At 73.8% G+C, this 17,877-nt stretch carries 14 protein-coding genes; 6 read left to right on the plus strand and 8 right to left on the minus strand.

The window, feature by feature from the left end; translation table 11 throughout:
- Positions 1 to 27: 27 nt before the first annotated feature.
- On the minus strand, positions 28 to 1,803 hold the full coding sequence (locus JK356_RS08270) for an NAD+ synthase (RefSeq protein ID WP_201866924.1): 1,776 nt from the start codon (positions 1,801 to 1,803) through the stop codon (positions 28 to 30).
- Between the two features lie 195 nt (positions 1,804 to 1,998).
- Here JK356_RS08270 and JK356_RS08275 point away from each other — a divergent pair, with 195 nt between their 5' ends.
- On the plus strand, positions 1,999 to 3,018 hold the full coding sequence (locus JK356_RS08275; protein ID WP_201866925.1) for a hypothetical protein: 1,020 nt from the start codon (positions 1,999 to 2,001) through the stop codon (positions 3,016 to 3,018).
- Here JK356_RS08275 and JK356_RS08280 read toward each other — a convergent pair.
- The 5 genes from JK356_RS08280 to JK356_RS08300 are packed head-to-tail and all read right to left on the minus strand — an operon-like array spanning position 2,960 to position 7,425.
- Entirely contained in the window at positions 2,960 to 4,453 is a 1,494-nt protein-coding gene (locus JK356_RS08280) for a cytochrome P450 (RefSeq protein WP_201866926.1), read from the minus strand. The two genes, JK356_RS08275 and JK356_RS08280, sit on opposite strands and share 59 nt — an antisense overlap.
- Positions 4,450 to 5,100: an ATP/GTP-binding protein gene (locus JK356_RS08285; RefSeq protein WP_201866927.1), complete on the minus strand. Its 651-nt coding sequence runs from the start codon at positions 5,098 to 5,100 to the stop codon at positions 4,450 to 4,452. Before JK356_RS08285 ends, JK356_RS08280 begins: the two co-directional genes overlap by 4 nt.
- Positions 5,081 to 5,485 (minus strand): DUF742 domain-containing protein, encoded by a 405-nt coding sequence (locus JK356_RS08290; RefSeq protein ID WP_201866928.1) that lies wholly within the window; start codon positions 5,483 to 5,485, stop codon positions 5,081 to 5,083. Before JK356_RS08290 ends, JK356_RS08285 begins: the two co-directional genes overlap by 20 nt.
- On the minus strand, positions 5,482 to 5,940 hold the full coding sequence (locus JK356_RS08295) for a roadblock/LC7 domain-containing protein (RefSeq protein ID WP_307815474.1): 459 nt from the start codon (positions 5,938 to 5,940) through the stop codon (positions 5,482 to 5,484). The genes JK356_RS08290 and JK356_RS08295 overlap by 4 nt, the downstream gene beginning before the upstream one ends.
- A gap of 3 nt (positions 5,941 to 5,943) precedes the next feature.
- A complete protein-coding gene (locus tag JK356_RS08300; protein WP_201866929.1) occupies positions 5,944 to 7,425 on the minus strand; it encodes an ATP-binding protein in 1,482 nt (493 codons plus the stop codon).
- A gap of 336 nt (positions 7,426 to 7,761) precedes the next feature.
- Between JK356_RS08300 and JK356_RS08305 the strand changes: the two genes are divergently transcribed.
- Positions 7,762 to 9,123, plus strand: coding sequence for a glutamine synthetase family protein (locus tag JK356_RS08305; RefSeq protein ID WP_201866930.1), 1,362 nt, complete (start codon positions 7,762 to 7,764; stop codon positions 9,121 to 9,123).
- Positions 9,124 to 9,233: 110 nt separating this feature from the next.
- Complete coding sequence (locus JK356_RS08310) at positions 9,234 to 12,269, plus strand: bifunctional [glutamine synthetase] adenylyltransferase/[glutamine synthetase]-adenylyl-L-tyrosine phosphorylase (RefSeq protein WP_201866931.1); 3,036 nt, start codon at positions 9,234 to 9,236, stop codon at positions 12,267 to 12,269.
- On the opposite strand, the gene JK356_RS08315 is transcribed toward JK356_RS08310, so the two are convergent.
- Together JK356_RS08315 and JK356_RS08320 are read right to left on the minus strand one after the other, a co-directional pair.
- Positions 12,257 to 13,156, minus strand: a complete 900-nt coding sequence (locus tag JK356_RS08315) for a phosphatase PAP2 family protein (protein WP_201866932.1) — start codon at positions 13,154 to 13,156, stop codon at positions 12,257 to 12,259. The genes JK356_RS08310 and JK356_RS08315 overlap by 13 nt on opposite strands.
- Before the next feature lie 83 nt (positions 13,157 to 13,239).
- The gene (locus JK356_RS08320; RefSeq protein ID WP_201866933.1) at positions 13,240 to 14,268 is read right to left on the minus strand and encodes a LacI family DNA-binding transcriptional regulator; all 1,029 of its coding nucleotides are present in this window, start codon (positions 14,266 to 14,268) and stop codon (positions 13,240 to 13,242) included.
- A 273-nt stretch (positions 14,269 to 14,541) separates the two neighbouring features.
- Between JK356_RS08320 and JK356_RS08325 the strand changes: the two genes are divergently transcribed.
- From JK356_RS08325 to JK356_RS08335, 3 genes are read left to right on the plus strand one after another with little or no spacing between them, the layout of a single operon-like run.
- Positions 14,542 to 15,789 (plus strand): extracellular solute-binding protein, encoded by a 1,248-nt coding sequence (locus tag JK356_RS08325; RefSeq protein WP_201866934.1) that lies wholly within the window; start codon positions 14,542 to 14,544, stop codon positions 15,787 to 15,789.
- Between the two features lie 31 nt (positions 15,790 to 15,820).
- Positions 15,821 to 16,864 carry a carbohydrate ABC transporter permease gene (locus tag JK356_RS08330; RefSeq protein WP_201866935.1) on the plus strand — a complete coding sequence of 348 codons (1,044 nt, stop codon included), beginning with the start codon at positions 15,821 to 15,823 and terminating at the stop codon, positions 16,862 to 16,864.
- A gap of 2 nt (positions 16,865 to 16,866) precedes the next feature.
- Positions 16,867 to 17,832 (plus strand): sugar ABC transporter permease, encoded by a 966-nt coding sequence (locus tag JK356_RS08335; protein ID WP_201866936.1) that lies wholly within the window; start codon positions 16,867 to 16,869, stop codon positions 17,830 to 17,832.
- The last annotated feature ends 45 nt before the right edge of the window (positions 17,833 to 17,877 follow it).

The following is a 17,877-nucleotide window of genomic DNA, read 5'->3' on the forward strand; positions in this document are numbered from 1 at the left end:
GGCGGCCGGCGCCGCGCCGCGGCAGCGTCAGGCGCCCTCCCGCCAGGCGTTGGTGATCGGCAGCCGCCGGTCCTTGCCGAAGACCTTGGCGGAGATCTTCGTGCCCGGCGGGTACTGGCGGCGCTTGTACTCGGCGGTGTCCACCAGCCGCAGCACCCGCTCCACCAGCTCCGGTTCGAACCCGGCGGCGATGATCTCCTCGCGGCCCGCGTCGCGGTCCACGTACAGCTCCAGCACGCGGTCCAGCACGTCGTAGTCGGGCAGCGAGTCGGTGTCCACCTGGCCGGGGCGCAGCTCGGCGCTGGGCGGCTTGGTCAGGGAGTTCTCCGGGATCGGCGGGGTCTCGCCGCGCTCGGCCGCCGCCGCGTTCCGCCACCGCGCCACCCGGTACACCAGCGTCTTGTACACGTCCTTGATCGGGCCGAACGCGCCGACGGAGTCGCCGTAGAGCGTGGAGTACCCCACGGCCAGCTCGCTCTTGTTGCCCGGCGCCAGCACGATGTGGCCCTCCTGGTTGGACACCGCCATCAGCAGCGTGCCGCGCAGCCGGGACTGGAGGTTCTCCTCGGCCAGGCCCGTCAGCCCCAGCGACCCCATGTAGGCGTCGAACATCGGGCCGATCGGCACCGTCCGGAAGTGCAGCCCGGTCCGCCGGGCCAGCTCCTCGGCGTCGGCCACCGAGTGCTCCGAGGAGTACCGCGAGGGCATGGCGATGCAGTGGACGTTGTCCGCGCCGATCGCGTCGCAGGCCAGCGTGGCGCACAGCGCCGAGTCGATGCCGCCGGACAGGCCGATCAGCACCGAGCTGAAGCCGTTCTTCCGCACGTAGGCGCGCACGCCCGTGACCAGCGCCTGGTACACCTCCGCGTCGTCCGGCAGCCGCTCGGCGAGCAGCGCGGGCGAGCCGGGCACGTACCGCGGCTCGTACGGCGCCACCGGCTCGTCCGACAGCGTCAGCCGGTCGATGACCAGGCCGTCCTCGACCCGCCCGGCCGGCGGCTGGGCGGCGGCGCGCGGCAGCTCCAGGTCGATCAGCAGGCACTCCTCGGCGAACTGCGGCGCCCGCGCCAGCACCCGCCCGTCCCGGTCCACGACGATGGAGTCGCCGTCGTAGACCAGCTCGTCCTGGCCGCCGGTCATCGCCAGGTAGGCCAGCGTGCAGCCCGCCTCCGCGGCCCGCTTGCGCACCAGCTCCAGCCGGGTGTCGTCCTTGTTGACCTCGTACGGCGAGGCGTTGAGAGTCAGCAGCAGCCCGGCGCCCGCGGCGCGCGCGGCCGGGACCCGGCCGCCGTCCTGCCACAGGTCCTCGCAGATCGCCAGCGCCACGTCGACGCCGCCGACCCGCACCACCGGCAGGGTGTCGCCGGGCACGAAGTAGCGGAACTCGTCGAAGACGCCGTAGTTCGGCAGGTGGTGCTTGGCGAACGACAGCGCCACCTCGCCCCGGTACAGCACGGCGGCGGCGTTCTGCGGCGCGCCCGCCGGCAGCCCGGTGGTGCGGCCCGCCAGCTTGGCCGGGTCGGTCCGGTCCAGGTAGCCGACCACGACCGGCACCCCGCCCAGGCCCTCCGCCGCGAGCCGGGCCGCCAGGTCGCGCAGCGCCCGCCGGCTGGCGGCGACGAACGAGGCGCGCAGCGCCAGGTCCTCGACCGGGTAGCCGGTGAGCATCAGCTCGGGGAAGGCCACGAGGTGGGCGCCGCGCTCCACGGCGTGCCGCGTCCAGCGCAGCACCGCCTCGGCATTGCCGCGCAGGTCGCCGACGCGGGAGTCGGTCTGGTTCAGGGCGAGGCGTAGCTGGGGCACGCCACGAGTCTAATCGTCCGACTGACGCTATGCCTGGCCGGCGGAGCGGCACATGCCAGCGGCACACGCCGCGCATGAACGCCGGTGGCGCAGGGCAGAGGAACGGTCACGCCCCGCAGCGCGCGGCTGTGGCTCTCTCCCCAGTTTCAGCGGCCCGGCTCCCGCCGGTCCGCGGTGACCACCAGGAGCGGAAGCATGCCTCAGCGATCCGACGCCGTCCTGCCGTTCACCACCCGCGCCAACCCCGACGTGCCCCGCGCCCGCGCCCGCCACCTCGCCTGGGTGCGTGCCCACGGGCTGCTGGCCGACGAGGCCCAGCTGCGCCGCTACGGCTCCTGGCGGCTGACTGACCTGGTCGGCTACGCCTACCCCGGCGCCCGCGGCGACGACCTCGACCTGGCCACCGACTCCGTCTGCCTCGGCTTCCCGCTCGACGACGCCTTCGACGGGCCGCTGGGGCGGCACCCGGAACGCGCCGTGCCGCTCATCGCCGAGTTATGCGCCATCCCGCGCCGCGCCCCCGGCGCGCGCCCCCGCCTCGACCTGCCGCTGACCCGCGCCTACGCCGATGTGTGGCAGCGCACCGCGGCCGGCATGTCGGCCGCCTGGCGCGAGCGCGCCGCCCGCCACCTCGGCCGCTTCTTCCGCTCCTACCTCGCGGAGGCCCGCAACCGCTCCTCCGGCGAGGCGCTCACCGAGGCCGCCTACGTGCGGCTGCGCCGCGAGAGCGTGGGCACCGGCCCGTGCTTCGACCTCATCGAGCGCACCGGCCACTTCGAGGTGCCGCCCGCGGCCCACGCCAGCGGCGAACTGCGCACGCTCACCCGCTGCGCGGGCGACGTCATCTTCCTCGGCAACGACCTGCACTCGCTGGCGCGCGAGGAGTCCCGCGGCGACCCGCACAACCTGGTCCTGATCCGCGAGCACGCCACCGGCTGCACCCGCGCCGAGGCCACCGCGTACGTCACCGCCGAGATCCGCAAGCGCGTGCGCCTGTTCACGACCGTCTCCCGGCGGCTGCCCCGGCTGTGCGCGCGCCTGGGCCTGGGCCCCGCCGACCGCGCCGCGGTCGAGGCGTACGCGGCGGGCCTGCGCGCCTGGATGGCCGCCAACGAGCTGTGGGGCACCACCTCCCCGCGCTACGGGACGCCCGGCGTCAGCCCGGACGCCGCCGCACCCGCTGCCGCACCGCGCGCAGCCGCTCGCGCCACGTGAGCCGGGTAGCGTGCCGCCCCCGGCCCGGCGTGGCGGGCGGCGCGGGCGCCGTGGCCCGGTCCCGCGCGGCCGGCCGTTCCCGGGGCGGCGCGGCCGCCGCCGGGCCGCGCGGCGCCGGCGGGCCGGCCGGGGCCACCGGCTCGCGCGGGGTGAACCGCACCGGCAGCGCCATCAGCTGGCGCGACCACGTCGAGGCGTTCCAGCGCAGCTCGTCGGGCCGCACCGCCAGCTGGAGATCGGGCAGGCGGCTCAGCAGCACCTCGATGCCGGTGTGCGCGATGGCCTTGCCGAGGTCCTGGCCGGGGCACTCGTGCGGCCCCGAGGTGAACGACAGGTGCGAGCGGTTGGTGTGCATCAGCGCCCCGGGGGCCGGCCGCACGCCCGGGTCGGTGTTCCCGGCGGCCAGTCCCAGCAGCACCGCGTCCCCCTTGAGGATCGTGCGGCCCGCCAGCTCCATGTCGTACGCCGCGAACCCGCCGGGGCACACCGCGATCGGCGGCTCGTCCCACAGCACCTGCTCCAGCGCCGACAGCAGGGTCATCCGGCCGCCGCGCAGCGTGCCGTGGAAGCTGTCGTGGGTGAGCACCATCCGCAGCGTGCTGCCGATGAGGTTGGTCGTCGACTCGTTCGCCGCCACCAGCACCAGCCGCAGGTGGTGCGTGACCTCCTCGTCCGACAGGTCGTGCGGGTGCGCGATCAGCCAGGACGTCAGGTCATGTCCGGGCCGCTCGTGCTTGCGCGCCACCAGGCGGCCCAGCACCCGCCGGATGGCGGCGTCGGCGTCGAGCGCCTTCTCGGTGCCCATCAGCAGCTGCCGGCTGGCCATCACCAGTCCCGGCCCTTCCTCCTCCGGCAGGCCGAAGAGGTTGGTCAGCACCAGCATCGGCAGCTGCTGCGCGAACTGGCCCAGCAGCTCGGCCTGCCCGCTGCGGCAGAAGCCGTCGGCCAGCTTGTGCGCGACGTAGATGACGTGGCGCCGCATGCCGCGGCGGTCGAACCGCTCCAGGCTCTCGTTGAGCGCCCGCCGCAGCCGCTGGTGCGCCGCGCCGTCCTGGTGCGTGCAGTCAGGGCCCCACGCCAGCACCGGCGCCACCGGCGAGTCCTGGCGCACCCGCCCCTCCCGCCACTCGCGCCAGGTCCGGCCGTCGCGGCGGAACCGGTGCGGGTTGCGCGCCACGTGCAGGATCTCGCGGTAGCCGAGCACCAGCCACGCGGGCACGTCCCCCTCCAGCAGCACCGGCGCCACCGCGCCGTGCTCGGCGCGCAGCCGGTCGTACACGCCCGCCGGATCGGCGGTCACGTGCGGCCCGTACAGCCGCGGCACGCCGCCGGTGCCGTGGACCGGGCAGCCCGGCGGCGGGGCCTGGGGGCCGGGCGGTGCGGCGGGTCGGGCGGGGTGTCCGGCCGCGGCCCCGGCCCGGGGTGCGTCACTCACGGTGCCTCCTTGCGGGCGGCTGCGTCCTCGCCGCCGTACGTGTCGTGCAGGTAGCGCATCAGGGTCAGCAGCACGTCCCGGCTGGAGCCGGGCTGGCGGGCGTCGCAGCGGACCACCGGCATGTGCCCCGGCAGGTCCAGCGCCGCCCGCAGCTCCCGCTCGCCGGGCAGCGGCGCGTCGGGAAAGGTGTTCAGGGCGACCACGAACGGCACGCCGCCCTCCTTCAGGCGGTCCATCGGCTGGAAGCAGTCCTGGAGGCGGCGCGCGTCCACCAGCACCACCGCGCCGAGCGCCCCCTCAAGCACGCCGTTCCACAGCGACCAGAACCGCTGCTGCCCCGGCGTGCCGAACAGGTACAGCACCAGCCGCCCGCCGAACGTCAGGCGCCCGAAGTCCATGGCGACCGTCGTTGCGGACTTCTCCTCGACCCCGCACAGGTTGTCCACGGGCGCGCTCGCCCGCGTCATGGTCTCCTCCGTGGTCAGCGGGCGGATCTCGCTCACCGAGCCGACCATCGTCGTCTTGCCGGCGCCGAAGCCGCCGGCGATCACCACCTTGACCGCCCGCTCCGCCGAGCTGGGCAGCCGGTCCTCCTCCCGGGGCCCGGGCGGCGCCGGGCCGCCGCGGTCACAGTCGTTGCAGGCCATCGATCAGCGCCTTCAGCGTCGCGATATCGGGTTCCGCTGCCTCCTGCCGCTGCTGTGCCCGGGTCTGCCGCACCCGCACCAGCCCGGCGGCCAGCAGCTCCCCCACGAGCACGCTGACCACGCTGAACGGCAGCTGGAGATAGGCCGAGATCTCGGCCACCGACAGCGGCCTGGCGCACATCCGCCGGATCGCCGCCAGCTCCGGGCGCAGGCCCGCGGCGCCGCCCGGGGCCCCGTGCCCGGGCGGCGCCGGCCGCGCCACCACCAGCGTCACCAGGTCGAGGACCTGCGCCTCATCCTCGCCGCCCTGCCCGGCTTCCCCGCCGGTGATCACGTAGAGCGGGACGGCGGGGCCGTCGGCGGACGACCGGGAGCGGCGGGTCATGGGGCGGCCCGCTCGGGCGCGCGCGGCGCGGACGACAGGTGCTCGCCGATGCGCAGCACCAGGTCGCGCATGCGGTTGCTGACCAGCCCGGGGTCCGCCTCGTGGCTGGCCGTCACCGCCAGGTACGAGCGGTCGCCCGCCGACATCAGGTAGAACAGCCCGCCGGTCAGCTCCACCACGACCACCCGGACGTCCTCGTCCGCGGTCACGCCCGGGGCCGAGGGGGCCTGCGGCAGCCGCGGCATGTCGTCGGGCAGCTCGGCCGCGAGGGACCGCGCCAGGCTGTTGATGCCCGAGGCGGCGGCCGCGATCCGCTCGCCCTCCTCCCGGGTGGCGTGGTACCGGGCCAGGCACAGGCCGTCCGCGGAGAGCACCACGATGTGCCGGATCTCCGGGACGGTCTGCGCGAGGTCCCGCAGCAGCCAGTCCATGCTCCTGAGCCGATGTGCCGTCACGTCTCATTCCCCCTTGCCTCGCGGCTCGTCGTCTGCCTGGTCGTCGGTGGCCGGCGCGCCGCCCGCCGGGGCGCTGGGCCTGCGCAGCCCGGTGAAGAAGGCGCCCACCCAGGAGCCGGCCTCGCTGGTGTCCCGGCCGCGGGGGCGCTCCCGCGCGGCCGCCTCGCCCGGGTAGAGCGGGCGCGGCTCGGGGCGGGGCGGCGGGGGCGGCGGCGCGGTGGTGCTGCGCAACGGCGCGCGGCGGCGGCGCTGCGGCAGGCCGCCGGGGCCCCGCTCGTACTCGTACAGGTCGTCCTGGGCGGGCTCACCGAACCGCTGTGCGTCGTAGCCGCCGCGCCGCGCCGGGTGCGGGTTGTCGGCCGCCGGGCCCAGCGGCGGCGGCGCCGGGGCCAGCAGCTCCTCGGGGACGAAGACCACCGCCCGCACTCCGTCGCACGTCGAGGGGCGCAGCGACACCCGCGCGTTGATCTGGCTGGCCAGGATGCCGGCCACGCGCAGCCCCAGCCGCGCGCTCTCGCCGAGGTCCTCGAAGTCGATGACGCCGTCGACGCCCTGGTGCAGCAGGAACTCCGCCCGCCGGCGCCGCTCCTCGGACAGGCCGGTGCCCCTGTCCTCCACGGAGATCTCCACGCCCGTGGCGACCTCCTCGGCGTTCATGATCACCTTGGCGGCCGGGGGCGAGTAGCGGGTGGCGTTGTCCAGCAGCTCGCCGAGGATGAGGATCAGCGGCTCGACCACGTCGCCGCGCACCCCGACATCGACGACCTTCTGCTGCTCCACCCGCCGGTACTCGTAGATCGGGCCGGTGCCCGCGCGCATCACGTCGAACAGCGAGACCGGACGCAGCCACCGCCGCGCGGGGGTGCCGCCGCCCAGCACCGCCAGCGCGGCGGCGAACCGGCCCGCCACGTTGATGCCGTGCTCCACCCGCATCAGGTCGCTGAGCATGCCGGGGCCCTGGTGGCGGAACTGCATCTCGCGGATCTCGTCCCGCATCCGGTTGATCTCGGCCTGGATGCGGCCGGCGACGTTCACGATGGCCTCCTTGCCGGAGGTGCGCTGGAGCTCCATCTCGGTGAGCGCGTCCGTCACCCGGTGCAGCACGGCGTCGAGCGCCTCGGCCATGGCCGGCTCGGTGGTCGACCCCGGCGTCAGCGCGGGCAGGCGCCGCGTCGGCTCCGCCTCGCGGCGCGCCCGGCTCATCGCCGCGGGCAGCACCTCGTGCGCGAGGTGGGAGGCGTCCGCGACATGGTCGTCCAGGCGCCGCCGCAGCTCGGCGATGGTGCGGCCCCGCCTGGCCGTCTCACCCGCCATCGCGGCGGCCACCGCCGCGGCCGCCGCCCCCGCGCACAGCACCGCCGCCCGGTGCGCCGCCGGGACGGCGAAGGCCGCGGCGGCCGCGCAGGCGGCGATGAGCAGGGGCGGAACCAGCCACCGCCGGGCCCGTGCCGGGCGGTGGTCGGGGGATAAGGCGTCGGCGCGCATCGGCTTCCTTCACTGGACTGACGGCCGGACATGGCGGTGGCGCATGCCCCTGTCACATGCGGGCGCGCGGCGGCGGACGGGTGGCGACCGGCGGTAGCCGCCGCACCTCGCAAGGTGACTGGGAGAGTACGGGTAGCGAGGCCCGGTGTGCAGAGAGTTGCCGAAACCTCCCCCAAACGTGGCTGTCATGCGCTATAGGGGCCGGGGACCCGGGCAGGCGTCTGGGCTCGTACCGGTGTTCCACAATGTGTCCCGCCGGGCGGTACCGTGGCCCCGGGGGCTGGCCTGCTCGCCCGCGCAATGCCCCGGAAACCACGTCCTGCGAGGATGGATGGCATGGAGAAGCAGCAGGAGTTCGTGCTCCGCACGCTGGAGGAGCGCGACATCCGGTTCGTGCGGCTGTGGTTCACCGACGTGCTGGGGTTCCTCAAGTCAGTCGCCGTCGCCCCGGCCGAGCTGGAGCAGGCGTTCGAGGAGGGCATCGGCTTCGACGGCTCGGCCATCGAGGGCTTCGCCCGCGTGCACGAGTCGGACATGATCGCCAAGCCGGCGCCGAGCACGTTCCAGATCCTGCCCTGGCGGGCGGAGGCGCCCGGCACGGCGCGCATGTTCTGCGACATCCTGATGCCGGACGGCTCCCCGTCGTTCGCCGACCCCCGCTACGTGCTCAAGCGCGCGCTGGCCAAGAGCTCGGACCTGGGCTTCACCTTCTACACCCACCCCGAGATCGAGTTCTTCCTGCTGAAGGACAAGCCGGTCGACGGTACCCGGCCCACCCCCGCCGACACCTCCGGCTACTTCGACCACACCCCGCAGCACGTCGGCATGGACTTCCGGCGCCAGGCCATCACCATGCTGGAGTCCATGGGCATCTCCGTGGAGTTCTCCCACCACGAGGGCGCCCCCGGGCAGCAGGAGATCGACCTGCGCTACGCCGACGCCCTGTCCACGGCGGACAACATCATGACCTTCCGCCTGGTGATGAAGCAGGTCGCGCTGGAGCAGGGCGTGCAGGCCACCTTCATGCCCAAGCCGTTCTCGGAGTACCCCGGCTCCGGTATGCACACCCACCTGTCGCTGTTCGAGGGCGACCGCAACGCCTTCCACGAGACCGGCGCCGAGTACCAGCTGTCGAAGATCGGCCGCTCCTTCATCGCCGGGCTGCTGCGCCACGCCGGGGAGATCTCGGCCGTCACCAACCAGTGGGTCAACTCCTACAAGCGCATCTGGGGCGGCACCCAGCGCACCGCGGGCGCGGGCGGCGAGGCGCCGTCCTACATCTGCTGGGGCCACAACAACCGCTCGGCCCTCATCCGGGTGCCGATGTACAAGCCGGGCAAGATGGGCTCCACCCGCATCGAGGTCCGCTCCCTGGACTCCGGCTGCAACCCGTACCTCGCCTACGCCGTGCTGCTGGCCGCCGGGCTGAAGGGCATCGAGGAGGGCTACGAGCTGCCGCCCGGCGCCGAGGACGACGTCTGGTCGCTCACCGACGCCGAGCGCCGCGCCCTGGGGATCGAGCCGCTGCCGCAGAACCTCGGCGAGGCCATCTCGCTGATGCAGCACAGCGAACTGGTCGCCGAGACGCTGGGGGAGCACGTCTTCGACTTCTTCCTGCGCAACAAGAAGCAGGAGTGGGAGGAGTACCGCTCCGAGGTCACCGCCTTCGAGCTGCGCAAGAACCTCCCGGTGCTCTGACGGGCCTCCCCGGTCCGGCGCGGGTGCGGCGGCAGCGGGGGCGCACGCCGGCGGCGGCTGGTTAGGCTGCTGGGCGGCAAGCACCAGGCCGAACGAGGGAGGCACCTGCCGTGCCGGTGGGCGGACGACGCGACAGCCGCTTCGGGCAGCTCCTGCGACGGGGCTTCACCGACCCCACCGCCGCCGAGCGGCTCCTCGACTCACCCGCCCTGCGGCCCGCCGCCGACAGCGTGCTGCTCGACGCGCTCGGCGCGACCGCCGACCCGGACCTCGCGCTGCGCGGGCTGGCCCGCCTGCTGGAGGCGCAGCCGCCGGGCGAACGGACCCTGCTGCTGGACACCGTGCTGTCCGCCAAGCCGCTGCGCGACCGGCTGCTCGCGGTCCTCGGCGCCTCCGAGGGCCTGGCCGACCACCTCGCCCGCCACCCCGCCGAGTGGCGGGCGCTCGCGGCTTTCGAGGCGGCGAGCGACCTGCACCCGGGCATCGCGGAGTTCGAAGCGGCGCTCGCCCCCGCCAGCGACCCCGACGCGCTGCGCATCCACTACCGCCGCGCCCTGCTGGGCATCGCGGCGCGCGACCTGACCGGCACCACCGGCTTCGCCGAGACCGCCGCCGAGCTGTCGGACCTGGCCACCGCCACGCTCCGCGCCGCCCTGCGCATCGCCAGCGCGGAGGCCCCCGAGGACGCCCGGCGCTGCCGCCTGGCCGTCATCGGCATGGGCAAGTGCGGCGGGCGCGAGCTGAACTACGTCTCCGACGTGGACGTCATCTTCGTCGCCGAGCCCGCCGACGGCACCGAGGAGGGCCCGGCCCTGGCGGCCGCGACCCGCCTGGCCTCCCGCCTCATCCGCGTCTGCTCGGACACCACCGCCGAGGGCACCATCTGGCCCGTCGACCCCAACCTCCGCCCCGAGGGGCGCAACGGCCCGCTGGTGCGCACCCTCAGCAGCCACCTGGCCTACTACCGCCGCTGGGCCAAGACCTGGGAGTTCCAGGCGCTGCTGAAGGCCCGCCCGGTCGCCGGCGACGAGGAGCTCGGCGCCGCCTACCTGGACGCCATCACGCCGCTGGTGTGGAGCGCCGCCGAGCGGGACAACTTCGTGCCCGACGTGCAGGCCATGCGCCGCCGCGTCGAGCGCTCCATCCCGGCCTCCCACGCCGGGCGCGAGCTGAAGCTGGGCCCTGGCGGCCTGCGGGATGTGGAGTTCGCCGTGCAGCTGCTCCAGCTCGTCCACGGCCGCTCCGACCCCGAACTGCGCGACGCCCCCACGCTGCCGGCCCTGGAGGCGCTCGCCGCCGGCGGCTACGTCGCCCGCCAGGACGCGGCCTCGCTCGCCGACTCCTACCGCTTCCTGCGCACCGCCGAGCACCGCATCCAGCTCTACCGGCTGCGCCGCACCCACCTGATGCCCACCGAGCCGTCCGAGCTGCGGCGCCTGGGCCGGTCGCTCGGCTTCACCGCCGAGCCCGCCAACGAGCTGACCCAGGAGTGGAAGCGCCACACCGCGGCCGTGCGCCGCCTCCACGAGAAGCTCTTCTACCGCCCGCTGCTCGACGCTGTCGCCCGGCTGGACGCCGGGCAGGCGCGCCTGGCACCCGAGGCCGCCCGGGAACGCCTCGTCGCGCTCGGCTTCGCCGACCCCGCCGCCGCTCTGCGCCACCTGCGGGCGCTGACGTCCGGGGTCAGCCGCAAGGCCGCCATCCAGCGCACGCTGCTGCCCGTCATGCTCGACCGGTTCGCCGACTCCGCCGACCCCGACTCCGGGCTGCTGAACTTCCGCAAGGTCTCCGACGCCCTGGGCACCACCCCGTGGTACCTGCGGCTGCTGCGCGACCAGGGCGCCGCCGCCGAGAACCTCGCCCGGGTGCTGTCCGCCGGGCGCCTCGCCCCGGACCTGCTGCTGCGCGCCCCCGAGGCCGTGGCGCTGCTCGGCGACGAGGAGGGCCTCGCCCCGCGCGGGCGCGAGGCGCTTGAGGGGGAGGTGCTCGCCGCCGTCCGCCGCGCCGACAGTCCCGGGCAGGCCGTCGCCGCCGCGCGCGGCGTGCGCCGCCGGGAGCTGTTCCGCACCGCCGCCGCCGACATCGTCGGCGCCTACACGCCCCCGACCGGCCCGGACGACGGGGAGGCCGCCCTGGCCGCCCGGGGAGCGGCGCTGGACCGCGTCGGCGAGGCGCTGACCGCGCTCAACGGCGCCACCCTCGCCGGCGCCCTGCACGCCGCCACCGCCGCCCGGCGGGCCGAGCGCGGCGAACCGCCCGCCACCCGCCTGGCCGTCATCGCCATGGGCCGCTTCGGCGGCCACGAGCTGGGCTACGGCTCCGACGCCGACGTGCTGTTCGTCCACGAGCCCGCCGAGGGCGCCGACGAGCGCCAGGCGGCCGAGGACGCGTTCGCGATCGCCAACGAAACCATCCGGCTGCTCCAGCTGCCCAGCTCCGATCCGCCGCTGGTTGTCGACACCGACCTGCGGCCCGAGGGCAGGAACGGCCCGCTGGTGCGCACGCTCGACGGCTACGCCGCCTACTACCGCCGCTGGTCCCTGGTGTGGGAGAGCCAGGCGCTGCTGCGCGCCCAGCCGGTGGCGGGCGACGCGGAGCTGGGGGAGCGGTTCACCGCGCTGGTGGACCCGCTGCGCTACCCGCCCGACGGGCTCGACGACGCCGCGGTGCGCGAGATCAGGCGGCTGAAGGCCCGGATGGAGGCCGAGCGGCTGCCGCGCGGCGCGGACCGCACCACGCACACCAAGCTGGGCCGGGGCGGGCTGTCCGACGTGGAGTGGACCGTCCAGCTCCTCCAGCTGCGCCACGCCGGGCGGCTGCCCGCGCTGCGCACCACCCGCACCCGGCGCGCGCTGGCCGCCGCCTGTGAGGCCGGGCTGCTGGCGGCCGAGGACGCCGCCGTGCTCGACGAGGCGTGGGTGCTGGCCTCGCGGGTGCGCAACGCGGTGATGCTGGTGCGCGGCCGGCCGCAGGACACCTTTCCCACGGCCCCGCGCGAGCTGGCCGCCGTGGCCCGCTACCTGGGCTACGAGCCGGGCGCGGCGCGGCAGCAGGACACCGGCGGCAGCGGCCAGATGCTGGAGGACTACCGGCGCACCACCCGGCGCGCCCGGGCCGTGGTCGAGCGGCTGTTCTACGAGGGCTGAGCGGCCGGCGGGCCGCCGCGGCCGGCGGGCGGGACGTCCCGGGGCAGCCGGTAGCACAGCCGCCGGTACCAGGCCCAGGCCACGAGGTAGCCGAAGCCCAGGCAGAGCAGCCCGCCGGCCGCGTCCAGCCAGAAGTGGTTCGCGGTCGCGACGATCACGATGAGCGTCGCCACGGGGTAGAGCACGCCCAGTGCCTTCAGCCACAGCGGGCGGGCGAGGACGGCTATCGTCACGCCGCACCACGCCGACCAGCCGATGTGCATCGACGGCATGGCCGCGTACTGGTTCGACACCGAGGCCATCGCGGTGTCCTGGGCCGACAGCGAGCCCCAGGTGTGGTGGACGAGGGCGGTGTCGATGAAGTCCATGCCCTCCATCAGCCGGGGCGGCGCCAGGGGGTAGAAGTAGTAGCCCAGCAGCGCCACCGCCGTGGTGGCGAACAGCACCAGGCGGGTTGCCCCGTACCGGCCCGGGTGGCGGCGGAAGAGCCACACCAGCACGGCGATCGTCACCACGAAGTGGAGGGTGGCGTAGTAGTAGTTCATGGTCACGATCAGCCACGTCACGCCCTCGGCGGCGTGGTTGACCGAGCGTTCGAACGCCAGTCCTATCGACTCCTGGAACTCCCAGACCCACCGCGCGTGCTCCTGGGCCAGGTCCACGCGCTCGGGCGCGGCGTTGCGGATCAGGGAGTACACGCCGTAGCTCACGGCGATGAGCACCAGCTCGACCCAGATCCGGGGGCGGCGCGGGCTCCAGGGCCAGTGCGCTCGTCTGGCCGGGGCGGTGCTTACGCCGGTCCCGGGCGCCGCGCTGTCCTGCTCGTTCACGACGCCCGTGCTGTCCCCTCGGTGCTCGCTGTCTGGCCTGACGCTGAGTGCCCCCATGCGGCACTAGTCTGCCAGAGGGATGACGGCGCTCAGATCATCCTTAGGTCGGTTGGTCTGCCCGGTGTCCCCCACGGAGGGCGTCACCCGCGCCGGGCCGGGGGCGCGGTGGCGGTCGAGCCCCTGACCACCAGCTCCGGCATGAAGACGAACTCGCTGTGCGGCGCCGGGGTGCCGCCGATCTCCTCCAGCAGCGCGCGGACAGCGGCCTGCCCCATGGCGGGCACGGGCTGCCGGATCGTTGTCAGCGGCGGGTCGGTGAACGCGATGAGCGGGGAGTCGTCGAAGCCGATCACGGAGAAGTCCCTGGGCACGGCCAGCCCCCGCTGCCGGGCGGCGCGGATGGCGCCCAGCGCCATCATGTCGCTGGCGCAGACCACGGCCGTGCACGCCCGCTCCAGCAGGGCGGTGGCCGCGGCCTGCCCGCCCTCCAGGGTGAACAGCGAGTGCTCCACGAACTCGCCCGCGGCCTCCGCGTCCAGGCCGAGCTCCTGCTCGACGGCGCCCAGGAACCCCTCGATCTTGCGCTGCACCGGCACGAACCTGGCCGGGCCGAGCGCCAGGCCGATGCGGGTGTGGCCGAGCGAGACGAGGTGGGTGACGGCCAGCCGCATCGCCGCCCGGTCGTCCGGTGAGATGAACGGCGCGCGGACCTTCGGTGAGAACCCGTTGATCAGCACGAACGGCACGCCGCTGCCGCGCAGCCGCTCGTAGCGCTCCATGTCGGCCGTGGTGTCCGCGTGCAGCCCGGAGATGAAGATGATGCCCGAGACCCCGCGCTCGACGAGCATGCCGGTCAGCTCGTCCTCCGTGGAGCCGCCGGGGGTCTGGGTGGCGAGCACGGGCGTGTAGCCCTGACGGGTGAGCGCCTGGCAGATGACCTGGGCGAACGCCGGGAAGATCGGGTTTTCCAGCTCCGGGGTGATCAGGCCGATCAGGCCGGCGCTCCGCTTCTGGAGGCGGGCCGGCCGCTCGTAGCCGAGCAGGTCGAGGGCGGTCAGGACGGATTCGCGGGTGGCCGCGGCGACTCCCGGTTTGCCGTTCAGCACCCGGCTGACGGTCGCTTCGCTGACCCCCGCCTGGGCTGCGATATCAGCAAGCCGTGCGGTCACAGGTCCGGACTGTACCCGGCGGGCCGGGTGCTGCCCACTGGCGGCGGGCGAAGTGTACCGGATTGTGGGAATTTCGGTGCTTGCCAACGGCTGCCCGGGTGGTCCGGCAAGCCGCCACGCGGTACCGAAAGAATCTTGCAGAAAGTTGCCGCAAGGACTTTCCAAAGCATGGCGCCACTGTTACGTTCCTGCCCAGCCCGGCGCCGTCGTGGCGTGAAGCATAGGGTGGAACATAGCCCCCCAAACCGGGCGTTAGCACTTGAAGGAGTTCACATGCGGCGCAGCATAGGGACGACAGCGGTGGTAGCAGCCCTGGCTCTTGCGGCAACGGCTTGCGGGGGCGACGGCGGCAGCGAGGGCGGCGGCGCCGACGGCGAACTCTCCGGAACCGTGACGTTCTGGGACACGTCCGGCGAGAATGAGGCGGGTGTCTTCGAAGAGATCGCCAAGGACTTCGAGCAGGAGCACCCGGGCGTCACCGTCGACTACGTCAACATCGGGTTCGACGACGCCCAGAACCGCTTCAAGAACGCCGCGGCCGCCAATGAGGCGCCCGACGTCATGCGCACCGAGGTGGCCTGGGTCGCCGACTTCGCCAGCCTGGGCTACCTGTACCCGCTCGACGACACCCCCCTGGGCGAGCAGGGCGACTTCCTCGACCAGGCGTGGGCCTCCACCCAGTACGACGGCCAGACCTGGGCCGTGCCGCAGGTGATCGACACCCTGGCCCTCTTCTACAACGAGGACCTGCTGAACGAGGCGGGCGTCGAGGTGCCCGGGAGCCTGGCGGACATCAGGCGCTCCGCCGACGCGTTCGAGGAGATCGGCGTCACTCCGCTGTACGTGCGCGGCGACGACCCGTACTGGTTCCTGCCCTTCCTCTACGGCGAGGGCGGCGACCTGGTCGACGCCGAGGCCCAGGAGGTCACGATCGACGACGAGGCCGGGGTCCAGGCGTTCACCCAGATGCACGACCTGGTCGAGTCCGGCGCCGCGATCACGGACGTCAACGACGGCCTGGAGAACATGCTGACGTCCTTCAGCCAGGGCGACGTCGCCATGATGATCACCGGCCCCTGGGACACCGTCACCGCACAGGAGGCCCTCGGCGACAGCCTCGGCGTAGCCCCGGTCCCCGCCGGCAGCGAGGCCCAGGGCGCCCCGCAGGGCGGCTGGAACTACGGCATCTACGCCGGCACGCCCGACGCCGACGCCTCGATGGCGTTCGTCGAGTACATGAGCAGCCCCGACACGCAGCAGCGGATCACCGAGGAGCTGAACCTGCTGCCGACCCGCGAATCCGTCTACGAGCGGCCGGCCGTCCAGGACAACGAACTCGTCAGCTTCTTCCGGCCCGCCGTCGACGTGGCGCACGAGCGCCCCTGGATTCCTGAGGCGCAGTCGCTCTTCGACCCGCTGCGGACCTCCATCGAGGCCATGCTGACCGGCTCCGCCTCCCCCGAGGAAGCGGCCCGCGACACGGCCGACGAGTACCGGGACATCCTCGAGGACTGGCAGTAGCCAGCCGGCCTGACGACACGGAGGTCACACCATGGCTGACGCCGCGAGCCCCCAGGGAGCGGTTCCCGCCGTGGGGCAGGGGCTGCCGCCGGTGCAGGGCGCGGGAGCCGCGGGAGCCCGCGGCCCGCGCCGCCCGGCGCAGAGACAGCGCGTCCCGCTGCGGTACCGGCTGGCGGGCTACTGGTACGCCTGGGCGATGATCGCCCCGGTTGTCCTGGTCGTCACCGCCATCATCGGCTGGCCGCTCGCCCGGGGCATCTACCTGTCGCTCACCAACGCCGATGAGTCCAACGTCGCCCGCCACATCGGCGTCAACGACATCCCCGCGACCTACGAGATGGTCGGCCTGGAGAACTACCGCGAGGTCCTCACCGACAGCGACTTCTGGGACCGCCTGGGCTGGACAATCGTCTGGACCGTCTCCTGCGTCTCCCTGACGTTCGTGATCGGCCTGGGCCTGGCGGTCATGCTCAACCGCCGCATGCGCGGCCGCACGCTCTACCGGATGGCGCTCATCCTGCCGTGGGGCATCCCGGCCTTCGTCTCCGTCTTCGCCTGGCGGATGATGTTCAACGAGCGCAACGGCATCCTCAACGGCCTGCTGGACGGCGGCGGCATCGCCGGCATCAGCTGGCTGAGCGACCCGACCTGGGCCAAGGTGTCGGTCGTCGCCGTGAACATCTGGCTGGGCGTGCCGTTCATGCTGGTCGCGATGCTGGGGGCGCTCCAGTCCATCCCCGCCGACCAGTACGAGGCGGCCGAGATCGACGGCGCCAACGCCTGGCAGCGGTTCACCCACGTCACGCTGCCGGGGATCCGCCCGGTGAGCATGACGGTGATCCTGCTTTCCACGATCTGGACCTTCAACATGTTCCCCGTGATCTTCCTGCTGACCCGAGGCGGGCCCGCGGGAGCCACGGACATCCTCGTGACCGAGGCGTTCAACCTGGCGTTCATCAGGAGCCCGCGTGACTTCGCCGCCTCCGCGACGTGGGGCGTGCTGATCCTGCTGCTCCTGATCCTCTTCGCGATCGCCTACCGCCGGGTCCTCCGCAGGCAGGGAGAGGTGTGGTGACCATGGCCACCCAGACGACCACGACCAGGCCGGGCGGCGGCGAACCGGAGCCGCGCCGCCCCGCCGGCGCCACCGCGGCGGCCCCGCCCGCCAGCACCGGCCGCACCGGCCGCACCGGCCGCACCGCCCGGCAGCACCGCGGCCGCGGCGAGCGCGGGCCGCTGGCCTCCGCCGGCCTGCACGCCGGGCTGCTGCTGGCCGTGCTGGTGGCGGTGTTCCCCCCGTTCTGGCTGCTGGTGACGTCCTTCAAGCCGAAGAGCGACACCTTCACCCTCAGCCTGGTCAGCGACTTCACGCTGGCCAACTACGACTACGTCCTCAACGAGTCGGCGTTCCTCACCTGGTTCGGCAACTCGGTGCTGGTCGTGGTGACGACGACGGTCCTGGGCGTGCTCATCTCCTCGACCACCGGGTACGCGCTCAGCCGCTTCCGCTTCCCCGGCATGCGGCCGCTGATGTGGATCCTGCTGGTGACGCAGATGTTCCCGATGGCCGTGCTGATCGTGCCGCTGTACAACCTGATGTCGGACTACGGCCTGCTGAACCAGCCGATAGCGCTGGTCGTCACCTATCTGACGATCGCCGTGCCGTTCTGCGCCTGGATGATGAAGGGCTTCTTCGACTCCATCCCCGTCTCCATCGACGAGTCGGGGCGCGTCGACGGCCTGACGCCATTCGGCACCTTCTGGCGCCTGATCATGCCGCTGGCCCGGCCGGGCCTGGCCGTCACGGGCTTCTACACCTTCGTGACCGCCTGGGCCGAGGTCGCCTACGCCACCGCGTTCCTGACCGGCGAGGACAACCTGACGCTGGCCGGCGGGCTCCAGACGTTCGTCAACCAGTACAACCAGAACTGGCACCTGATGACGGCGGCGGCCGTGCTCATCGCCGTGCCCGCCACGCTCGTCTTCGGCTACGCGCAGCGCCATCTCCAGTCGGGGCTGACCGCCGGAGCCACCAAGGCCTGACCGCGGCCCGTCACCGCTGCTCTTCCCGCCGATTGTTCCCGCTGA

The organism is Streptomyces sp. 7-21 (genome assembly GCF_016741785.1).
Taxonomy (GTDB): Bacteria; Actinomycetota; Actinomycetes; order Streptomycetales; family Streptomycetaceae; genus Streptomyces.

What these genes read in the sequence shown, in the direction of transcription:
- JK356_RS08275 (WP_201866925.1), top strand. Translation starts at nt 1,999, where the DNA reads ATGCCTCAGCGATCCGACGCCGTCCTGCCGTTCACCACCCGCGCCAAC.
- JK356_RS08285 (WP_201866927.1), bottom strand. Translation starts at nt 5,100, where the DNA reads ATGGCCTGCAACGACTGTGACCGCGGCGGCCCGGCGCCGCCCGGGCCC.
- JK356_RS08290 (WP_201866928.1), bottom strand. Translation starts at nt 5,485, where the DNA reads ATGACCCGCCGCTCCCGGTCGTCCGCCGACGGCCCCGCCGTCCCGCTC.
- JK356_RS08300 (WP_201866929.1), bottom strand. Translation starts at nt 7,425, where the DNA reads ATGCGCGCCGACGCCTTATCCCCCGACCACCGCCCGGCACGGGCCCGG.
- JK356_RS08305 (WP_201866930.1), top strand. Translation starts at nt 7,762, where the DNA reads ATGGAGAAGCAGCAGGAGTTCGTGCTCCGCACGCTGGAGGAGCGCGAC.
- JK356_RS08315 (WP_201866932.1), bottom strand. Translation starts at nt 13,156, where the DNA reads ATGGGGGCACTCAGCGTCAGGCCAGACAGCGAGCACCGAGGGGACAGC.
- JK356_RS08325 (WP_201866934.1), top strand. Translation starts at nt 14,542, where the DNA reads ATGCGGCGCAGCATAGGGACGACAGCGGTGGTAGCAGCCCTGGCTCTT.
- JK356_RS08330 (WP_201866935.1), top strand. Translation starts at nt 15,821, where the DNA reads ATGGCTGACGCCGCGAGCCCCCAGGGAGCGGTTCCCGCCGTGGGGCAG.
- JK356_RS08335 (WP_201866936.1), top strand. Translation starts at nt 16,867, where the DNA reads ATGGCCACCCAGACGACCACGACCAGGCCGGGCGGCGGCGAACCGGAG.